Source organism: Streptomyces sp. NPDC033845 (genome assembly GCF_055576225.1).
In genome coordinates this window covers 1-17,599 of record NZ_JBVIRI010000034.1, presented here as the reverse complement: position 1 = coordinate 17,599, position 17,599 = coordinate 1, and the positions used below count along the sequence as shown (strand labels likewise).

General features: G+C 71.2%; 18 protein-coding genes and 2 pseudogenes. 13 read left to right on the top strand and 7 right to left on the bottom strand.

The window, feature by feature from the left end:
* The first annotated feature begins 425 nt into the window (after positions 1-425).
* Entirely contained in the window at positions 426-683 is a 258-nt protein-coding gene (locus tag ACZ50K_RS35375; protein WP_468911125.1) for a hypothetical protein, read from the top strand.
* Positions 680-1,060 (top strand): PIN domain-containing protein, encoded by a 381-nt coding sequence (locus ACZ50K_RS35370; RefSeq protein WP_468911104.1) that lies wholly within the window; start codon positions 680-682, stop codon positions 1,058-1,060. Before ACZ50K_RS35375 ends, ACZ50K_RS35370 begins: the two co-directional genes overlap by 4 nt.
* A gap of 195 nt (positions 1,061-1,255) precedes the next feature.
* On the opposite strand, the gene ACZ50K_RS35365 is transcribed toward ACZ50K_RS35370, so the two are convergent.
* The gene (locus tag ACZ50K_RS35365) at positions 1,256-1,606 is read right to left on the bottom strand and encodes a hypothetical protein (RefSeq protein WP_468911102.1); all 351 of its coding nucleotides are present in this window, start codon (positions 1,604-1,606) and stop codon (positions 1,256-1,258) included.
* A 314-nt stretch (positions 1,607-1,920) separates the two neighbouring features.
* On the opposite strand from ACZ50K_RS35365, the gene ACZ50K_RS35360 reads away from it, so the two are divergent.
* Positions 1,921-2,334 (top strand): restriction system modified-DNA reader domain-containing protein, encoded by a 414-nt coding sequence (locus ACZ50K_RS35360; RefSeq protein ID WP_468911100.1) that lies wholly within the window; start codon positions 1,921-1,923, stop codon positions 2,332-2,334.
* Between the two features lie 137 nt (positions 2,335-2,471).
* Entirely contained in the window at positions 2,472-4,292 is a 1,821-nt protein-coding gene (locus ACZ50K_RS35355) for a zeta toxin family protein (protein WP_468911097.1), read from the top strand.
* Here ACZ50K_RS35355 and ACZ50K_RS35350 read toward each other — a convergent pair.
* Complete coding sequence (locus ACZ50K_RS35350; RefSeq protein ID WP_468911096.1) at positions 4,250-4,579, bottom strand: hypothetical protein; 330 nt, start codon at positions 4,577-4,579, stop codon at positions 4,250-4,252. The genes ACZ50K_RS35355 and ACZ50K_RS35350 overlap by 43 nt on opposite strands.
* Before the next feature lie 267 nt (positions 4,580-4,846).
* Here ACZ50K_RS35350 and ACZ50K_RS35345 point away from each other — a divergent pair, with 267 nt between their 5' ends.
* The 3 genes from ACZ50K_RS35345 (at position 4,847) to ACZ50K_RS35335 (ending at position 9,481) form a co-directional block, all read left to right on the top strand.
* Complete coding sequence (locus ACZ50K_RS35345) at positions 4,847-5,104, top strand: hypothetical protein (RefSeq protein WP_468911093.1); 258 nt, start codon at positions 4,847-4,849, stop codon at positions 5,102-5,104.
* A 380-nt stretch (positions 5,105-5,484) separates the two neighbouring features.
* Complete coding sequence (locus tag ACZ50K_RS35340) at positions 5,485-8,226, top strand: ATP/GTP-binding protein (RefSeq protein WP_468911090.1); 2,742 nt, start codon at positions 5,485-5,487, stop codon at positions 8,224-8,226.
* A 31-nt stretch (positions 8,227-8,257) separates the two neighbouring features.
* Positions 8,258-9,481, top strand: coding sequence for a hypothetical protein (locus ACZ50K_RS35335; protein WP_468911088.1), 1,224 nt, complete (start codon positions 8,258-8,260; stop codon positions 9,479-9,481).
* A gap of 88 nt (positions 9,482-9,569) precedes the next feature.
* On the opposite strand, the gene ACZ50K_RS35330 is transcribed toward ACZ50K_RS35335, so the two are convergent.
* The gene (locus ACZ50K_RS35330; RefSeq protein WP_468911085.1) at positions 9,570-9,794 is read right to left on the bottom strand and encodes a UTRA domain-containing protein; all 225 of its coding nucleotides are present in this window, start codon (positions 9,792-9,794) and stop codon (positions 9,570-9,572) included.
* Between the two features lie 773 nt (positions 9,795-10,567).
* Positions 10,568-11,023, bottom strand: a pseudogene (gene ku, locus ACZ50K_RS35325) (non-homologous end joining protein Ku); the annotation flags it as partial.
* Between the two features lie 127 nt (positions 11,024-11,150).
* Here ku and ACZ50K_RS35320 point away from each other — a divergent pair.
* From ACZ50K_RS35320 to ACZ50K_RS35310, 3 genes are all read left to right on the top strand, one after another.
* The gene (locus tag ACZ50K_RS35320) at positions 11,151-11,393 is read left to right on the top strand and encodes a hypothetical protein (protein WP_468911082.1); all 243 of its coding nucleotides are present in this window, start codon (positions 11,151-11,153) and stop codon (positions 11,391-11,393) included.
* A gap of 160 nt (positions 11,394-11,553) precedes the next feature.
* Positions 11,554-11,916, top strand: coding sequence for a DUF6233 domain-containing protein (locus tag ACZ50K_RS35315; protein WP_468911080.1), 363 nt, complete (start codon positions 11,554-11,556; stop codon positions 11,914-11,916).
* Positions 11,917-11,939: 23 nt separating this feature from the next.
* On the top strand, positions 11,940-12,170 hold the full coding sequence (locus ACZ50K_RS35310) for a hypothetical protein (RefSeq protein WP_468911077.1): 231 nt from the start codon (positions 11,940-11,942) through the stop codon (positions 12,168-12,170).
* A 173-nt stretch (positions 12,171-12,343) separates the two neighbouring features.
* Here ACZ50K_RS35310 and ACZ50K_RS35305 read toward each other — a convergent pair whose 3' ends face one another.
* The 3 genes and pseudogenes from ACZ50K_RS35305 to tpg all read right to left on the bottom strand — a co-directional run bounded on the left by ACZ50K_RS35305 (position 12,344) and on the right by tpg (position 14,617).
* Positions 12,344-13,282: a hypothetical protein gene (locus tag ACZ50K_RS35305; protein ID WP_468911076.1), complete on the bottom strand. Its 939-nt coding sequence runs from the start codon at positions 13,280-13,282 to the stop codon at positions 12,344-12,346.
* Positions 13,276-13,674: a hypothetical protein gene (locus ACZ50K_RS35300; RefSeq protein ID WP_468911073.1), complete on the bottom strand. Its 399-nt coding sequence runs from the start codon at positions 13,672-13,674 to the stop codon at positions 13,276-13,278. The genes ACZ50K_RS35305 and ACZ50K_RS35300 overlap by 7 nt, the downstream gene beginning before the upstream one ends.
* 386 nt (positions 13,675-14,060) lie before the next feature.
* Positions 14,061-14,617: pseudogene (gene tpg, locus ACZ50K_RS35295) on the bottom strand (telomere-protecting terminal protein Tpg).
* A 462-nt stretch (positions 14,618-15,079) separates the two neighbouring features.
* Here tpg and ACZ50K_RS35290 point away from each other — a divergent pair.
* The 3 genes from ACZ50K_RS35290 (at position 15,080) to ACZ50K_RS35280 (ending at position 17,285) form a co-directional block, all read left to right on the top strand.
* Positions 15,080-15,454, top strand: coding sequence for an STAS domain-containing protein (locus ACZ50K_RS35290; protein WP_468911070.1), 375 nt, complete (start codon positions 15,080-15,082; stop codon positions 15,452-15,454).
* A gap of 242 nt (positions 15,455-15,696) precedes the next feature.
* Positions 15,697-16,761, top strand: a complete 1,065-nt coding sequence (locus ACZ50K_RS35285; RefSeq protein ID WP_468911067.1) for a glycine-rich protein — start codon at positions 15,697-15,699, stop codon at positions 16,759-16,761.
* A 194-nt stretch (positions 16,762-16,955) separates the two neighbouring features.
* Positions 16,956-17,285: a DUF6233 domain-containing protein gene (locus tag ACZ50K_RS35280; RefSeq protein ID WP_468911065.1), complete on the top strand. Its 330-nt coding sequence runs from the start codon at positions 16,956-16,958 to the stop codon at positions 17,283-17,285.
* Positions 17,286-17,599: the final 314 nt, after the last annotated feature.

Here is a 17,599-nt window from a genome sequence, read left to right as displayed (position 1 = left end):
GAAGCTCCGTCCACCTATCCCGCAGCGGCGGATTCCACAGAAATCGCCAGCTGCTCGGGGAGGTGCGCTCGCCCGTGCTTCCGACGCCGGGAGAGCGGGACAAGGGAGACGGGCGGGCTCAAGCCCGGAAGAGGCTGCTGGCGCGCGACGCTGAGTCGGAGGTGACGGAGCACCTCATGAACTTCAAAGTCCGCCACGAACCAAGTCAGATGGTTCCCACCACGGTTCCACCCCCGGCCCTGCTTCCGGACGATGCCCAGGACCACGGTTCCGCAGGTCCCCGGCGCCCCTAGCGCGGCGGTCTCTGGGCGGAACCTGCGGGCAGAGACGATCATCACGGCAGGTACCCGGCCACCGGCCAGCACTCAGAGGGTACGGGTACGGGTACGTACCCGTACCCTAAGAAGATGGGAAGGAGCACCGTGATGTCCGACGCCAACGTGAGAATCCCCGAAGAGGCCCGGGACCGCCTCGCCGCCATCGCTGCTGAGGAGGGCCTGTCGCTGCGCGCGTACCTGGCGCGCCTGGCCGAGACGATGCTGACGCCGGCCGAGCGCGCCGAGCAGGCGGAGAAGGCGAGGGCCGCCCTCCAGGCCTGGAACGGCTACGCCCCCTCCTCGGCCGAGGAGACCGCCCTCGACGACGAACTCGACCGCCGCCTTGCGCAGGTGCAGCGCCCGTGAGCGATGCCGTGCACATCGTCCTGGACGAGACAGCGATGGCTGCGGCCGGGCAGGGCAACGTCCTGGCCTCCCGCCTGATCCACCGCGCCCACGCCCAGGCCGGCTGGTTCCTGTACGCGCCGGCCTGCGCGCTCGTGGAGGCCGACCGGGCCCGTCCCGGGACCGCGGAGCACTTGGCGGCGCTGCCCGGGATCACCGTCTTGGACCTGGACTTGCCCGCCGCCCTCGCCGTCGCCCGTGAGAAGACCTGGGCGGCCGCGCAGAGCAGGCACGCGGCTCAGCCCACTGCCGACCGCCCCGACGGGGCGGTCATCGCCACGACCGTACCGCAGCGCTGGGACGGTGAACCGGTCCGCGTCCTGGACCTCAACCCCTGACTCCTTGATCATGTGCCGGGGCCCGGAACCAGCACTGGTTCCGGGCCCCGGCACATGATCAAGGAGTCAGGCCTGACAGATTCGACTGGCGCTGCTCGACACGACAGGTGCTGCTGTCGTGAGGACTCGGCCGGTTCCAACTCTCAGAGGTGCACGCAGGAGACTCCGGGCTCCTCGGGATGTCGGCTACCTCTATCACGACTCAACCAGCTTGATCGCCTTGTTGATCGCCTCCTCGGGTGAGAGCTGGGTCGTGTTCACCACGGTCGCCAACAGGGCGGTCCCGATCCGTGCATTCGCGTGCGCCATGTGCGTCGCAATGTCGGTCAGTTCATTCCACCCGTCGGCCATCCCTTGCAGGTCACCCTCTTCTGCTGCGGTCCGGAAGCGCCGCTCCGCGGCATCCAGCAACTCCCGATACGGTGCCGTAACCGCCTCACCAGGGTCACCGCCGCCGGCCGCAGCCACCCGGTACATGCCCAGGACCGCTTGACCGGCGCGTCGATTGAAGTCTTCCTGGCGCAGCTGGAGAGTCTCGTCTGTCATGGGGCGACCCTAGAGCCTCGGACCGACATCAGACCCAGACCGGTTCCATCTGAGGTCTGGTCCCGCCTACTTTGCAGGCGGCGTCGAGGCCTGTCCCTGGTGGGCAGCCGCCCTGCGGAAAGCGCATACCCCAACGGGCCTACTGACCCGCCCGTTGGGGATTTGCTGCCGAGCCACGCCAGTGCTCCTGGTAGCGGACTCCAAGTTTCGCTGAATCCCTGAAAGTTGAAGTAGACGTGAGCTGCTTACACCGCATAAGATCGAAGGGAAAGAAAGTGGAACGGGCCTTCATGCCCTGTCGACGGGAGGCCTGTGTGGCCACGCTCAGCATTCACTTCGATCCCTCGGTCATCGCCCGCCTCACCAGTGCGAGCGGCGACGACACGATCCACGTCACCCTGTCGCTGGGTGGCGGTTCGGCCGATGAGTCGGCGGCGCCGGTGGTTCCGCACGGTCCGCTCGCCGGCCTGATGCAGGCCGGTCTGCTGCTGCCGGGGACGGTCTTGACGTTCCGCCAGCGCCGCGCGAACCGGTCGGGCCGCGCGGTGGTGACGGCTGAGGGGCAGCTCATCGTGGACGGGCACTCCACGCCGTTCCCGTCGCCGTCGAAGGCCGCGGAGGCGGTCACCGGGAACGTGATCAACGGCTGGACGCTGTGGCACGTCAACGACGGCACCGGGGCCGGCCCCACGCTGGACCAGCTGCGCCAGAAGCTCGACGCCCAGTAACCACCCTGGCGGTGGGGGGGGGGGCGCCCCCCCCCCCCCCCCCCCGGGGGGGGGGGCCCCCCCCCCCCCCCCCCCCCCCCCCCGCGGGAGGGTGCCCCGAGTTCGCCCCAGGTTGTCGATCACGGCCAGGAGACGCAGTGGAGGAGTACAGCGAGTTGTCGGTCCGGCAGATCGTGGCAGGGCTGACGGCGGCCGCGGTGGCGCAGGAGCACCCGGTGGTGGTGTTCGTGGCGGGGCAGGCCGGCAGCGGCAAGACCGCGGTGATGGACCTGGTCCACACCGCGCTGGCCCGGCGCGGTGGAGCGGTCCGGGTGGACCGGGACACCTACAAGGCCGCCCACCCCCGTTACGGCGCGTTCCTGGCTGAGGATGTGCGCACGGCCGGGGTGCGGGTGCGGCCGGAGACCTACCGGTGGCAGGCCGAGGTCGAAGCCCACGCCCGCAGCGGCCGCTTCGACGTGGTGGCGGAGGAGGCATTGGGGGATCCGGCGGGCTGGCGGTCGGCGGTGGACGCGTACCGGGAGGCCGGGTACCGGATCGAGGTGGTGGCGCTGGCGGTGCCGGAGGCGGTGTCGCAGCTGGGCGTCCTGGACCGGTACCTACGCCTGGCCGAGGAGGGCCGGGCCCGGTACGTGGGCTGGGACAACCACGACGCCTGCGCGGCCGCGCTGCCCCAGGCCCTGGCCGACACCGAGGCGCTGGGCCTGGCCGACCGGGTCGTCGTCGTCCGCCGGGCCGGGGAGGTCCTGTACTCCTACGAGCGTACCCCCGCGGGCCGGTGGCTGCGCCCGGCACGGGCGTGGGAGGTGCTGCTGGCCGAGCGGGCCCGCCCCTGGAGCGCGGCGGAGACCGGGGTGTTCCGCCGGCAGCTGGCGGACGCGGACCGCCGGGCCCACGATCCGCGGCTCCCGCAGGACTGGTCGCTGGCGGTCCGCCGGGACGCCGAGCGCGCCGCGGCCCTGGCGGAGCCGGTGCGACGCACCGCGCAGGCCCGCCGGCAGGCACCGGGCACCGACTACCACCGGCTCTCCGCCGAGGAGCACCGCTTCGTCTTCGACACGCTGATCGTGCCCTCGCTCCTGACCGGCATCACCGCCCAGGAACGCCCGGTGGCCGTCTACGTGGTGGGCCAGCCCGGCTCCGGGAAGACCAGCACGACGCCTGCGGTCCGCCGGGCGCTGCGGGGGCGGCCCACCCCGATCAGCGGCGACCTGTTCAAGGCGATGCACCCTGACTACCGCCAGCTCCTGAACGACGAGCCCCGCACGGCCGGGGAGCGGATCCGTGCGGACTACCGGGCCTGGCAGGCGATGGCCGAGGCCTACGTGCGCGAGCGGCGCGGGGATGTGACCATCGAGGTCACTCCCTCCAGCCCGGCCGCGTTCCTGTCCAGCGTGATGCTCTACCGGCAGGCCGGCTACCGGGTGGAGCTGGTGGTCCTCGCGGTCCGGGCCGCCGACTCCCGCCAGGCAACCGCCGCCCGCTACGCCCGCAGCGCCCGCCGCGGGGGCCCGGCCCGGTTCACCACCGCCGACGGGCACGACCGGCACTTCGCCGCCCTCGCGGACACCGTCGCCGCCGTCGAGGAAGCTGGAGTAGCCGACTCGGTGATGGTGTGGGGTCGGGACTCCACCGTCCTGTACGGCAACACCCGCACCCCCGCCGGGGCCTGGGCGCGCCTGCTCGGTGCGGCGCGGGCCGTGCTGGACGAGCACGCCCGCCCCTACACGGAGCAGGAGGCGTCCCGGTTCTGGGCGGTGCAGCGGCAGCTGCGGGCCGAGCTGCCGCACTACCGGCACGACCTGGAGCAGATCGCCTTCCTGGCCCGGGCGCTGATGCCCGCAACCCTGCGGGCGCGCAGGCTGCCGGGCCCGGCAGTGCGGGCGGCGCTGCCCGCGGCCCGCGCGGACACCTTCTACTGGGGGCCGGGCTCCAGGGACTCCAGCCGGGCCGCGTAGAGGGAGGCGATCTGGGCGGCCTCCTGCGGGGTGGCATCCGCCAGGCGCGCCTGGTCCTGCACGACCTCCCGGTGCTGCGCCATCAGCTCCTCCAGACGCCCGGGTTCGGAGTCGGGGTCGTTGCGCTCGGCCATGATCGCCTCGGTATACCAGAAGGCGACCTTGGCGACGGTGTCGGCGGCGTCCTCGACGTCGGCCGCACCGGAGGGTTCGAGGGAAGCCGCATCGGAGGGTTCGACGGAATCGACGGAATCAGGGGAATCGGGGGAATCGGGGGAGAGGGTCACGAGATGAGTCCTTCGTCGGGGAAAGCCCAGCAAAGGATCATTGTCGGCCGCAGCCGATCGGCCCGTCCAATCCCGGCGGCACCCCTTCTGCGCTTGTGCCGCCACCGTGAGGCCGGCTTCCTCCGGATCACGCAGAATCGGCCTGTCCGGCGGGTGGGGGAGTAGGGGGTAGGGATGACGCTCGTAGTCGAACTGCGTCGAGGGGGCTCTGTGTCCCGGACCGGGCGGAAGCCCGGCCCTCGGCCGCCGGCAGGGGTGCTGGAGCGGATGGTCGACGACAAGGACGAGTTCTGGGCGGCTGTGGAACGGCTCGGCCGGCATCGCGTCCCCAGCCTGGCCCGCATCGATCCGTACGGCGACACCACCCTGCGCGGTGAGGCGGTGGACCGCATGGTGCGGGAGCTGGAAGGTTCGGATCTCGCACGCCTGGGGAGCGGCGAGCGCGAGGTGGTGACGACGCTGCTGGCCTGGGGCCGACGGTGCCGTACCGACCGGGATCTGCGGATTGCCTTCTCTGGTGACTGACGTGCTCTCAGGCGGCGTGGGACCATCTCGGCATGCGATTGGTAGCTGACGGAGCCACGCCGGCCTCGCGGTTGGTACTGGTCAAGGACCTCGAAACCGACGACGGGTATGCCTTCGAGCTGGCAGGCCCGCTCTTCCTGGCCGCTGGTGATCGGATCGCTTTCGAAGACGGCAGGCTTGCCGTCGTGCGGGCCGGAGGGCCGCGGCTTTCGTCGGCCGGTGGCTGGTCCACTCGTTGCGGTCCCGGGTCTCTGCGCCGCCGGTAGAAGCCGCTCCTCGATCACTGCCTGCCAGACCGCGTTCGGCCCGCCCGTCCCGGGGTGAACGCTGCCTGAAGCGGCACTAGGTTGGGGTTCAGACGATCACCATTGGGGGGGACCATGGCCGACCTGCGTGCGCTGTTCAGCTCGAACAACCCGGCCGGCTTCGACGCCGTGGAGGCGTTCACCGACCGCCAGCACCAGTGGACCCTGGTGGCCACCGCGCTGGAGGAGCACCTGCGCCGCACCGCCGACCCGGCTTTCGACGTGGAAGACCTCGAAGCCCCCCGCACCAACGTGATCGTCTTCCACGGAGTGGGAGGCGTCGGCAAGTCCATCCTGCTCCGCAAGATCGAGGCCGCACTGGGTACCGCCGAGCGTCCCGAGCAGTGGGGTGCCCCAACCTGGAGCGCCCGCCTGCTGCCCATCCGGATCGACCTGGCCCGCTCCGCCTCCACCGGATCCGACGTCGAACGGGTCATCCTCACGATCCGCCTCGCCCTGGCCGGCGCCCTGGGCCGCCCGCTGCCCTCCTTCGACGTGGCGCTGCGCCACTACTGGGAGCACACCCACCCCGGTGAGCCGCTCGACGAGTACATCCGCCGCACCAACCTGGCGGGGCGCTTCGCCGGCATGCTGCCCCAGCAGATCCAGGCCGCGGTAGGAGAGGCGGCCGCAGCCCTGGCGCTGCCCGGCCTGGTCGGCTCCGCAGCCGGCCAGCTCACCTCCGCCCTGGTCACCGCCCTGCGCGAGCGCAAGGAGACCGCGAAGGCTCTGGCCGGCGCCGCCCGCACCGCCGCCCTGCTGGAAGCCACCCCCGACCTGGAAGCCCTCTCCTACTACCCGCACCTGCTCGCCTTCGACCTCAGCCGGCTCCCGGCGAAGGCGGCCCTGACCCCGGTAGTGCTACTGGACACCTTCGAGGACACCGACGACCGCCACCGGGAGACCGAACGCCTCCTGCAGCGCCTGGTCTGGCTCATGCCCAACGTCCTGTTCGTCATCGCCGGACGCACCCGCCTGCCCTGGGCCGACCCCGCCCTCCACGGCCAGCTCGACTGGACCGGGCCGGCCGCCTGGCCCGGCCTCACCACCGGCACCGCCCACACCCTCCCCACGCCCCGCACCGGCGGTCCGGCCGGCCGCCAGCACCTGGTCGGCGACCTGTCACCCGAGGACTGCGATGCCCACCTCGCCCGCCGCCTCACCCACGACGGCCAGCCCCTGATCAGCCCGGACATCCGGAGCGCGATCACCAGCCGCTCCCACGGCCTGCCCCTCCACCTCGACCTCGCCGTCGGCCGCTTCCTGGAGATCCGCCGCACCGGCCGCACCCCCACCGCCACCGACTTCGACTGCAGCTTCCCCGCCCTCCTCGCCCGCACCCTGTCCGACCTCACCCCCGACGAGCGCAACCTCCTGCGCAGCGTCAGCCTCCTGGACGCCTTCGACCTCGACCTCGCCACCCACACCGCCGGCCTCACCCACCAGGCCCCCGCCCGCCGCCTCATCGAACGCCCCCTGGTCACCGAGAACCCCTACGCCCTGTGGCCCTACCACCTGCACCGCGCCATCCGCACCGCGCTGCGCGACGACGACCACAGCGACGACCGCTGGACGAACACCGACTGGCACCACGCCGCCACCCGCGCCCTGGCCGCCCTCGGCCGCCAGTGGACGGCCACCGCCGCCACCGTCCCGGGCCGGCTCCTCCTGGTGGCCTGCCTGCGCCAGGGCCTGCGCCTGGCCCGCGAGCACCGGCTGACCGAGCTGGGCTGGCTCATCGAGGCCGCCCACGCCTACACCGGCGACTCCGTCTGGGAACCCCTCACCCTCCCCACCGGTGCCGAGGAGGCCCCCGACACCCCCGCCGACGCGATGGCCGAGCTCCTCACCGCGATCGCCCGCCGCCAGCACGAGCACCGCCGGCGCACCGAGCAGCGCCTGACCGCTGTCCTGGCGACCGGTCTGCTGCCTCCCGAACTGGCCGATATGGCTCTGTACTACCGGGCCAAGGCCCACAAGGACCTCGGTGAAGGGCCGGCCGCCCGGGAGGGGATGCGGCAGGTCGCCGATGCCGGAGGCCGCCTCGCGGTGCGGGCCCGGCCCGGCCTGGCCAGCCTCGCCCGCCTCGCCGGAGACTTCCCCACCGCCCTGGCCGCCGTCCCCGGCCTCGGCTGGAAGGGCCGCCACCACCGGGTGCTGGGCGACATCCACTGGTCCCACGGCGACACCGCCGCAGCCGCCACCTTGTCTCCTTCGCCGACCCCGTACGGGCCGGCGAAGAACTCGCCCTGGGCCACCAGCTCCTCGACGGGCTCGACCAGCGCTCCACCACCCTCCTCGCCCACACCGTCGCCCTCATCAAGGATGCGGGCACCCCCGGAGTCACCGACCGAGCCACCACCCTGCACGCCGACATCGCCGCCGTGGGGCTCCCCTTCCTCCACCGCTTCGTGGAACTCGCCCTCGCCTTCCACCACGCCGTCCGCAGCGACACCCCGGGCACGGCCGCCACCATCGACCGGCTCCAAGACCTCACCGCCTCCGGGGACTACGCCTACTTCACCGACATCGCCCACTTCATGGCGGACCTGCCCCTCCCCACGCCGTCGACCACCCGCTGGAACCGCAGCGAAGAGGACGTTCGTGCCACCTGGCGCACGCTGGTTACCACCCGCCAAAGCCACCTGCACACCAATGACTGAACAGCAGGCTGGGACTGGGCGCAGCGCCCAGAAAAGCCGGCCAGGTGTGCGGGGGCGGGGTATTGGCCCTTGCTGGGGCGATGGGGCTGCTGGTGCCCCGCTGTGCGTTCCACGGTCCAGCCCCGATTGTCAGACCTTCCCCGTAGCGTTGTGAGTTCTACTCGTAGCGGCTGCGGGGAGCATCAGTGGACGATGACCTTCAGATCGACAACGACGAAGACCTCTTCCGTAACCCCGTCTTCTACGAACCGGCTGGCCGCAATCTCGACCTGGACCGCGCCGACCTCGGCGTCCCGCACGGCCGAGACCTCCTGGACGTGCTGCTGCGTATGCGAGGGCGTGTCCCCGTCGAGAAGCGCGGGCTCATCTGCCCGGACTGCCGAGACCTCCGGGGCCGGCGCGTGCCCATGTACCTCGTCCAGCGTGATGGCGTATGGCTGGCCTCGCACTACCGCAGACCCGGAGACAAGCCCATCAGCCACGAGTCCGACGAACACCTGGCCCGCAAGGAACGCGTCGCGAAGGACTCCGAAGACCACGGCTTCCACGCCGACATCGAGTCGCGGGCGGCTGACGGGCACGCGCGCCTCGATGTGCGTATCGACGGCGCCAACGGCATCGTCCTTGGCTACGAGCCGCAGCTGAGCCCCCAGACGGCCCGTGGCATGCGGGCGCGGGAGCGGTTCCGGCGCCAGGGCGGTATCCGGTCGGTATGGGATTTCGCCGACCCCGACCATGCGAGCATCGGCACCGTCCCCTACGTCCGCACGCCCAACCTGCCTGCCTCCGTTATCCGCGTGCAGAGGAACCCCATCGCGGTCCAGGACGGCAACTTCGTCCTGGAGGAGGGCCGGTGCAACCAGAGCGGCCCGCTCACCCGGTGCCCGGACAAGCCCTACGACCCGGACAATCCCACCGACGCCGGGTACTGCGGGGGCTGGCACCGTGTCCTCATGCCGGCCCACCTGTCGAGTGCCCAGACTAGGGAGGGCGGCCTGACCCTCACCCGGTTCATCGTGGAAGCTGCGGCCGGCGAACGAATCTCGTTCCAGCGGAACGGCCACCACGGTTGGCTCCCCGCACAGCAATGGCAGCGCTATCTGGAGGCCAACGGGTCCGCCCCGGAGGGCGAACAGCGCCAGGCACCCGTACGACAGGGGGACCGGCGCGACAGGTGCACCGAGGATCGGCCCGCCTCGGAGATGCGGGCCGAACCGAAGCCGAGACGTGGCAGCCGCGCGATCGTCCTTGAGTCCCGTCCACCGGAAGCCGAGGCCGCCAGTGTTCCGGCCCAGTCAGCGGGTTTCACGATCCCGCTCTGCCGCTTCGGCTGCGGCCAGCCCGCAAGCCTTCCTGGTCCCGAAGGGCTGCCCGAACACTTCTCGTGCCGCAGAAAGTACGAGACCTGACCTGCGGCGACCGCTCAGGGATGGACGCACCCGGAACAACGCCAGGTCCTGAGGGAGAGGTCGGGCTGGCTCTGTTCAGGCGGCTCGGTCAGCTGCGGTCGAGGGTGATGTCGTAGTCGATGTCCCACCGGTCGGCGGGGACGAGGATGTCGGCGGTCTCCACCGGCCGGCCGTCCGGGTCGTAGTAGGTCCGCTGGATCAGTGTGGCGAGCGAGCCGGTGGCGATGCCCAGCCGTTGGGCCTGTCCGCGGTCGACCTGGACGGGGCGGGTCCGCTCGACCGCGCGCACCACGGTGATGTCCAGGTGTGCCATTTCCGGTTCCTTAAATGGCTCGATGAACGAAACCTGCCGTTTGAGGAATTGAGGCAAGGTGACCTTGACGACTGGCTGCATTTTAGCGATGGGCGTACATCGGCGTACCAGGTGCGTTACTTCGTTGGGTGGGCGGTCAGTCGAAGGTTGATCGACCAACTTGAAATTCCGACCATGCCTCAGAGGCAGCCTACTGGCTTCTTGGGTGATATGGAATACGCTGAACACTTACGGCGCTGTCTGAATGACGTCGAGATTCCGATCAACATTCGAGTCGTAGGCACTCTCGTTCTGTTGTTCGGTGTCCCAATTAAGAATGTGCTGTCTCTGTCGGTGGATGACGTGTGGAGGGAAGCAGATGGGACCTATTTGAAGCTGGGAGGGAAACCCCTCTTGCTGCCATCTCGGCTGGCAGATTTGATGGCTGAGCTTGCTCACTCGGATCTGCGTAGTTCATCGATTGGCCGCACTGTGAGTAAGCACCATCTGTTCCCAGGATTGATTCCTGGGCATCCCGCCAACTCTACGTCTTACGTTGCAAGTCTAAATAGGTACGGGATTCAAGTCAGGCGTGCTCGCAACACCGCCCGGCTGGCGCAGGCGCTCGATTTGCCAGCGTCAGTGATCGCAGACCTGTTCGGCATGCACATCAACACAGCCGTGCGGTGGGTTCGTTATGCGAAGAGGGACTGGTTGGACTACGTCGCAGAGCGCGCAGCTGATACCAGATCCCCGGGCATACCGCACAGTCGGAACAAGTGACCTGCGCCAGTACGCAGGAGGCCCAGGCGCTCGCGGTCACGCATCGCGAACTTCGCCACCGCCACCCTGCTGCTGCGCTCCAACGCCTGGCGCAAGAGCTCGTACGGCTTGGCCGCGACGCCTTCGGCGGCCAGGTAGTAGGAGGCGCCGATCTGGATCGGGTCGATGCTCGCCGCCGGCACGAACCCGACGATCTCGATCGCCTTCGCCGTCGGCAGCGGCAGCCCGTCCAGGTCCTGGTCCGTCACCGGGAGCAGGGTGCCGGTCGCGGTCTCGTAGCCCCGGCCGATCTCTCCCGCCTCCAGGACCTGGCCGTCCAGCTCGCAGGTCTTCCGATACCGGATCCGGCCCCCGTCCGCGAGATGGACCTGGCGGAAGGCCACCGCGTGGGACTCCGTCGCCGGGTAGACCTTGATCAAAATGGTGACCAGGCCGAACGAGATCGCACCGGACCAGATGGGCCGCATCCGAGAACCTCCCACGGTGAGCCCCTCTCCCAGCCTCGCACCCGGAGCCCGGATCCGGCGCCCGGCCGAGGCCCGGACGGGGCATCCAGACTTCCCTTGGAAATCGAACACGTGTTTCCCTTGGGGTGTGAGAGCACCACTCCGCTTCCCGCCCGACCTCCTCACCCTGGAGCGGGCCTGGCAGTCCGCCTACGCCGACCTCGCCGCCTGCGGCCCGGCCGGCACCACCACGGCGCGGCGGCAGCTGATCGCCCTGTCGCTGCGCCTGCACACACACCCGTACTGGACCGGCCCCGGCGGGGGCGGCCGCGCCGACCTGCACCGTGCCGCCCGCACCGCCCCCGCCGCACCCCGGAGGGCAGCCGCATGACCACCCCCACCCCGGCCGAGAACATCACCGTGCGGGCCGCCGAGACACCTGCCGGTCCCAGCAATCCCACCGCGTGGGCACGCTCGCAGGCCGGACCGTGCGCCCGGTGCGGCACGGAATGCGCGCGCTACGGGGACCCGGCCAACCCGCTGTGTTCCCGGTGCCGGCCTTCGTCGGGGGCCTGAGCGCGGTGTCCGTCCTGCCACCTGACGTGCCGCGTCTGCGCACCCTGGTCATCTACCTGCGGGGCGAGCTCGGCCGCGCCGAGCAGGTCCTGGCCGCCGCCCAGGACCAGGAGGACGCCGCCGCCCGGCGCCCGCCGCCTCCGGAGCCGCCCGCGTACCTGATCGAGCGCGGCATCGGCCAGGGCAGGCCTCCCGCCTGGGTCCACGCCGGAGGGTGCTGGGATGCCAAGAAGCACGGCACCCCGGCCAGCCCGGACATCGCCCGCCGCGCCCTGGCCGAGAGTGTGCCCGCCTGCATCCACTGCCGCCCGGACACCGCACTGGGCGTGCTCGAATGACCCGGTACCGGCACGGTGGAGGCATGGACCCCGCCGGCCTGCCTGTGATCGTCTACCCGCCCGACGCCCAGGGCGGCCGCCGTGTGCGGGTGGACGGAGAGATCCTCGGCCGGGCCATGGGTCCCGGTGATCTGCTGGAGTTCCTGCGCCGGGCCGGCCTGGACCCCGACGACGTCGACCTCACCAAGGGGTCGTTGATCGAGTGGCGCGGGGGCGGCCCCGCCGTCTGGACCCCCAACCCCGGGACCGCCTGAGCACGGGGCCGGTGAACTCACCGGCAGCCGGTGAGTTCCGCCCCGCGCACTCACCGGCGGCCGGTGAGTTCCGCCCGGCCACTCACCGGCGGACGGTGCGTTTCGTCGGCGAAACTCACCGATGGCTGGTGAGTTCACCGCCAGGGCCTCACCGGGAAACTCCCCAGTGCAGGTCAGGGCACGTACACGGTCTGGATCTCGCTGATGGCCAGGCTTGTGGCGGACTGCCGGGTGGTGGTGACCGTGCCGGTCTGACCGGCGCCGGCCCACTCCACGTCCCACGTCGTCGTGGCGGTGACCGGGAAGCGGCGGCCCGGTGAGTGGCCGCTGGTGCGGGTGTACTTGTGGCCGCAGTCCGGTGACATCTCCAGCCCGAACGCCTCCCGGTACGGGGTGCCGGGGCGGGTGCAGACGATGGTGGCGCCGTCGCCCATAGACCACACCACATGGCGGACCGTCGCGGTCGCGGTCACGGTGACCGACCCGGCGGAGGCGGACGCGGTCGCCGGGCCCGTCCGGGTGGGACCGGGCTTGTTCCACATGTAGACCGGCACGCCGACCGTCCCCAAGCCCTCCGGCCGGGGTGCAATACCGATGTCCGGGGCCTCCAGGCGCAGCCGCTCGACCGCTTGGCGGGCGAGGGCTTGGACGTCCACCCCACCGTCCTGGGGGCCGGTAGGTGACCAGCGGACGCCGCCCTGGACGTCGCCGCCGCTGGGGCAGGTCACCAGGTACAGCCGGCCGCCCGGATCCCCCACCTCCCAGCCGTCCGGGGCGCCAGTGCCGAAGGCGGGTGGGAGGGTGCCGTCGTAGGGGCGCCGGTAGCACTCGTCAGCCGGGTTGAACTTCCCCATCTCCGGGGTCGAGCACGGCACCGGCTCCCCGCCGATCCGGCACTCCACCGGCTGGCCGCCACCGGGCTTCCCAGGGTTCTTGACGGGCTTGCCGGGGGCGGGGACGCCCGGGTCCTTGGCGTCGATATCGCAGTTGAGGACCTTGGGCGGGCAGACCACCCCGCCGCCCGGACCGTCGGCGGCCGCCGGGACCTGGAGCACGGCCAGGAGCAGCGCGCCGATCCCGGCCGCGGCCGCCACCCGGGTGGTGGTCAGCATGTGCGGTCCCGGTCGATGTCCGATGTCAGGAACTGCCAGGCGCCGTCCTTGCCCTGGGCCGCGGTCATCGTGACCACGTGCCGGCGGGAGCCGGAGTAGGGGACGGTCGTGCCGTCTGCGCGCAGGGTCTCGTAGGCGGTGGAGTCCGCGCAGTCCACCACCGTGGCCTCCAGCGGGTCCGATCCGGCCTTCACCGATGCCACCGGGGTGCGGGTGACCGTGCCGCGCGTGCGGAGCTTCTTCTGCTGGTACCAGAACAGCGTGGACTGGATATCCGTCAACGCCGTGTGCAAACGCTCCTCCGCCGCCGTCAACGCCCGGTACGCGGCCATCACGGCCCCCTTCTCGGCCGCCTGCGGGTCGCCCCGGGAGGGGACCGGCGAAGACGCCACCGGTGCCGACGTGGACGGGTCCGCCTCCGGCTTCCCGTCCGACGACCCGCAGCCGCACCCGGCCAGCAGACCCGCCGCCACCACACCCCAGCCCGCACCCGACCTCCTCCCGCACCGTGATCAACACCTCACGCCACGCCAACGACCGGCCTCCCCAAGACCACCACGGTTTCCAGCCGAACCCCGGCTCACCGCAACCCCCTGCAACCCCACCGCTACCACCCTCCTACCTATATGTCTGGAAACTCACCGGCAGGAATAGGGGGGGGTGAGCAGGGACGATGCCTAGCGGTCCCCGAAGTCGCTTCCCCCTCAGCTTCCCCTCCAGTTTCCCCCCCAGGTTCCCCCGCAGCTTCCCCCTCAGGTTCCCCCCAGGGGGCCGGCCGTCAGAGGCCGATCTCCAGGTAGTCGATGTCGGTGAACTCCACCACCAGGTCGTCCGCCCGGCGGCCGCCGTCGCGGAAGTAGACCTCTTGCAGGCCCTCGGCGGCGATCCGCCGGAGGTCCGCCTCCGAGGCGTCGGCGCCTTGGGAGGACAGCAGCCGGCCCGCATGCTCCGGCGGGAGGTGCTGGGTGATCCGCCGCATCCGCCCGTCGTCCGTCGACCCCGGCGCCGCGGTGAACCCGAACCGCGCCCGGGTCTCGATCACCAGCCCGGACTGCCCGGCCGCCCGCGGACGGGCCCGCTTGCGGACATGGGTCTGCCACCGGCGGCGGACCTCCCGTTCCATCCGCTCCCCAGCTCCGGCTTCGGGGTGCGGATCTGGTCCTTCACGTACCGCTCCATCGTGCGCTGGGAGATGCCGAGCAGCGCGGCCACCTGCCGGGTAGAGCCGGCGTGCTGCTTGACCAGGTAGCGCACGCGGGCGCCGGCGGATTTCGGGATCGGCCGGGTGAACGCCTGCTGCCCGGCCCGGTCGAGACTCTCGCCGATGACGCCCATCCGTCTCCCCCTGTCCACCGCCTGAGCGGCGCCCCTCATCCTCACCGACAGGTGGTCGGATACCACCGGGATCGCAGATAGCGCCTGGCCAGAGGACCAGTCGGCTCTCAGGTACAGGGGGCGGGGCGAGTACCGGTTCGACGCGCAGCCCGGCCCAAGACTGGGAGGCGGGGCCAGCGGCGGGTGTCCGGCCAAGGGCCCACCGCGGGCCGACCAAGCCGCTCCCGGCGAAGCGTGGAACCCGCCGAGAGCGGCCACCGCGGTAACGCCGCGCAGCCCGGCAGGTCACGATCACCCCCGCCCCGCGTTGACACTCGCCGCCCCGGCACCGGCACGGGGCGGCACGGAGGGGTCCGGCGGGCGGCGGGTTCACGCCCTACACGCTCCCGCCCACCCTTCGCATTCTGGACAGGGGATCTGCACGCGAGGCTGTGACCAGCCGGGAAGGGACAAGAGGCCGAGATGACGCAGGACAGCGGCGACCACGGCAGCAGCGGGCGGACCGACATCGAAACGGGCCGGCTGCGCACCGTGATACCTCCCTGGGGCGAGACGGACACCACCCGCGCCGACGAATTCCGCGCCGCCGCCGAGGCCGCCCTGGCCGCCGGCACGGGAGAGATCGTGGTGGACCTGGAGCAGATGGTGTTCCGCGACTCCAGCGGGCTCAAGGTCCTCTTGGCCGCCCGGATCGACGCCGAAGCCGCCGGTCGGCACCTGTCCTGGCCGCATCCAACCGGTAGTTCATCCGCCTCCTGGCCATCACCGGCGCCGACCAGGCCTTCACCATCCACCCCGCCCGCCCCACCCCCTCCAGTCCCGCTCCCGGGCCCCTGACCTCAGCTCCCGTGATCGTCTGCCCGCCCGACGGACAGGACGGCAGCCGTGTGCGGGTCGGCGGGGAGATCCCGGGCCAGGTGATGGGACCCGGTGATCTCCTGTCGCTGACGGACGAGTCGTGGCAGCGGAGGTGGAGCCGAACGATTCAACCGGCGCTCGCGGGAGCGTGTCGGCCGAGGCGGGAATCGATCTTGTCGGTTGACTCTAGTACTCCACACCGTCCTCTTCTCGGAGACTCCATGAATCGCCGACTCTCCCGATGCGCGCTGACTGCGATCGCGCTTCTGATGTGTTCCCCTGGCCCTGCCTACGCCGTAGGTGACCCGCTGCCGCCTGTCATCGTCGGCAATAACAACCAGGTGGCCGGCAACGACATCAATACAGCAGGTCGGGACAACATCATCGGCTCTGCTGTAGGGACTGTCACTACACCGCCGCGCACACCCTCCTTGTCCGAACTGGAGGATGCCAATGCCGAGGCAACACTGACCTGCACGCTGAACGGCAACGTTGCCGCCTTCACCTGGACGGCGACCCGTCAGGGCGCCTACCAGCTTCAGATCCCGGCCGGCGTCGACACCCTCAACGTCCAGGTAGTGGGCGGCGCCGGCGGGGACGGAACTGGCATCGGCGGCAGGGCTGGAGGGGCAGGCGCCATGGTGACGGCCGACATCCCCACCAGCACCTTCGATCCCAACGGACGCACTCTCTACGCATACGTCGGCGGAAACGGCCAGCACGGCTACGACGGTCTCGGAGCCATCGGGCAGGGCGGCTTCAACGGCGGAGGCAATGGCGGCCCCTCCTATGGAGTCTTCTACGTCGACGGAGGCGGTGGAGGTGGGGGAGCCACCGACATCCGCACCTCAAGCGACTTGTCCTCACGGGTACTCGTCGCGGGAGGCGGAGGCGGAGGCGGCGGCGCATCCCTGCTCGGCTCCCCCGGAGGAGCAGGCGGCACAGCAGGTGCCCGCGGAAGCAATAGCGTCGGCGGCGCCGGCGGAGGCGAAGCAGGCACCACCACCGCAGGTGGCGCCGGAGGCACCAGCGGTCAGACGGGCGACAATGGCAAGCCGGGCCTCCTCGGCCAGGGCGGCAATGGCGCCCAGGACTCCGACGGTGGCGGCGGCGGAGGCGGCGGTTACTACGGAGGCGGCGGCGGGGCCGGTTCCCACAGCTCCGGCGGCGCTGGAGGCGGAGGCGGCTCCAACTCTCCCGGCGCCACAACCGCATTCCCTTCCGTGGCCCACAGCGCGATCATCAAGTGGAACGGAGCTCCCGGCCAGGTCTGCCCGGCACCCTGACCCCGCCCTAGCCTTCTGAGTCGGGAACCTGTCTCGATACGTAGGCCTGGTCCATGGCTCGGACGGGTCGGGCAAAGCCCGAGTTAACGTTGTCGGATGAAGAACGGCGCCGCACTCGAGAGGTGAGTGCGGCGCCGTTCCACGCCGTGCACGGCGTGCCGCCGTCTGCTCCAGGGGTCCAGGGACTGACCGACGTGTCCGTACTGCCCCCGGACGACCCCCGGCTCCAGGTCCCCGCCACCTACCTCCGCGGGGAGCTGCACCGCGTCGAACAGGCTTTGGCGGCCGCGGAGCGGCAGGTCGAGGGGGAATCGCGGCGGCGGCCGCCGCCGGAGTGGCTGGTGGAGCGGGGCATAGCCCAGGGTAAGCCTGCCGTCCGGGTCCACCGGGGTGACTGCTGGGACACCGGGCACCGCTGCACTCCCGCATCCGCCCAGCAGGTCCGCACGCTGAGCCGGACCAGCACGTCCAGCGGGGTGGAGTCGATCTGCATCAGCTCGCCGGGCGCCGCGGCCTGCTCGTAGCGGAACGGGCCGTTGGGCTGGTCGGCGAGGGACCGGCGGGTGCGGGCGGAGCCGGTCACGTGGACGCCGCCGGACAGCTTCGCGAAGAGCCGGTTGAACGTGGCCCGCGACGGCACCTCCACGACGTCATTGCCGTGCTCAGCGGCATTACTGACCTCAGCTCGTCAGGGTGATTCGTTGCGAAGTGGCTGAGGGGCTTGGCTCAGTGGCTGTATCCCATGGTGTGTGAGATATGCGGATGGGGGCGGGCTGACCGCGGTGGGACGTCAGCGCCGTGAGACCGTGCGGATGCAGGCGGCTGAGCTGTTCGAGCA

Excerpts from the sequence above, each read along its gene's own strand:
- ACZ50K_RS35375 (WP_468911125.1), top strand. The coding sequence starts at position 426 with ATGTCCGACGCCAACGTGAGAATCCCCGAAGAGGCCCGGGACCGCCTC.
- ACZ50K_RS35365 (WP_468911102.1), bottom strand. The coding sequence starts at position 1,606 with ATGACAGACGAGACTCTCCAGCTGCGCCAGGAAGACTTCAATCGACGC.
- ACZ50K_RS35345 (WP_468911093.1), top strand. The coding sequence starts at position 4,847 with ATGGTCGACGACAAGGACGAGTTCTGGGCGGCTGTGGAACGGCTCGGC.
- ACZ50K_RS35340 (WP_468911090.1), top strand. The coding sequence starts at position 5,485 with ATGGCCGACCTGCGTGCGCTGTTCAGCTCGAACAACCCGGCCGGCTTC.
- ACZ50K_RS35330 (WP_468911085.1), bottom strand. The coding sequence starts at position 9,794 with ATGGCACACCTGGACATCACCGTGGTGCGCGCGGTCGAGCGGACCCGC.
- ACZ50K_RS35310 (WP_468911077.1), top strand. The coding sequence starts at position 11,940 with ATGGACCCCGCCGGCCTGCCTGTGATCGTCTACCCGCCCGACGCCCAG.
- ACZ50K_RS35305 (WP_468911076.1), bottom strand. The coding sequence starts at position 13,282 with ATGCTGACCACCACCCGGGTGGCGGCCGCGGCCGGGATCGGCGCGCTG.
- ACZ50K_RS35290 (WP_468911070.1), top strand. The coding sequence starts at position 15,080 with ATGACGCAGGACAGCGGCGACCACGGCAGCAGCGGGCGGACCGACATC.
- ACZ50K_RS35285 (WP_468911067.1), top strand. The coding sequence starts at position 15,697 with ATGAATCGCCGACTCTCCCGATGCGCGCTGACTGCGATCGCGCTTCTG.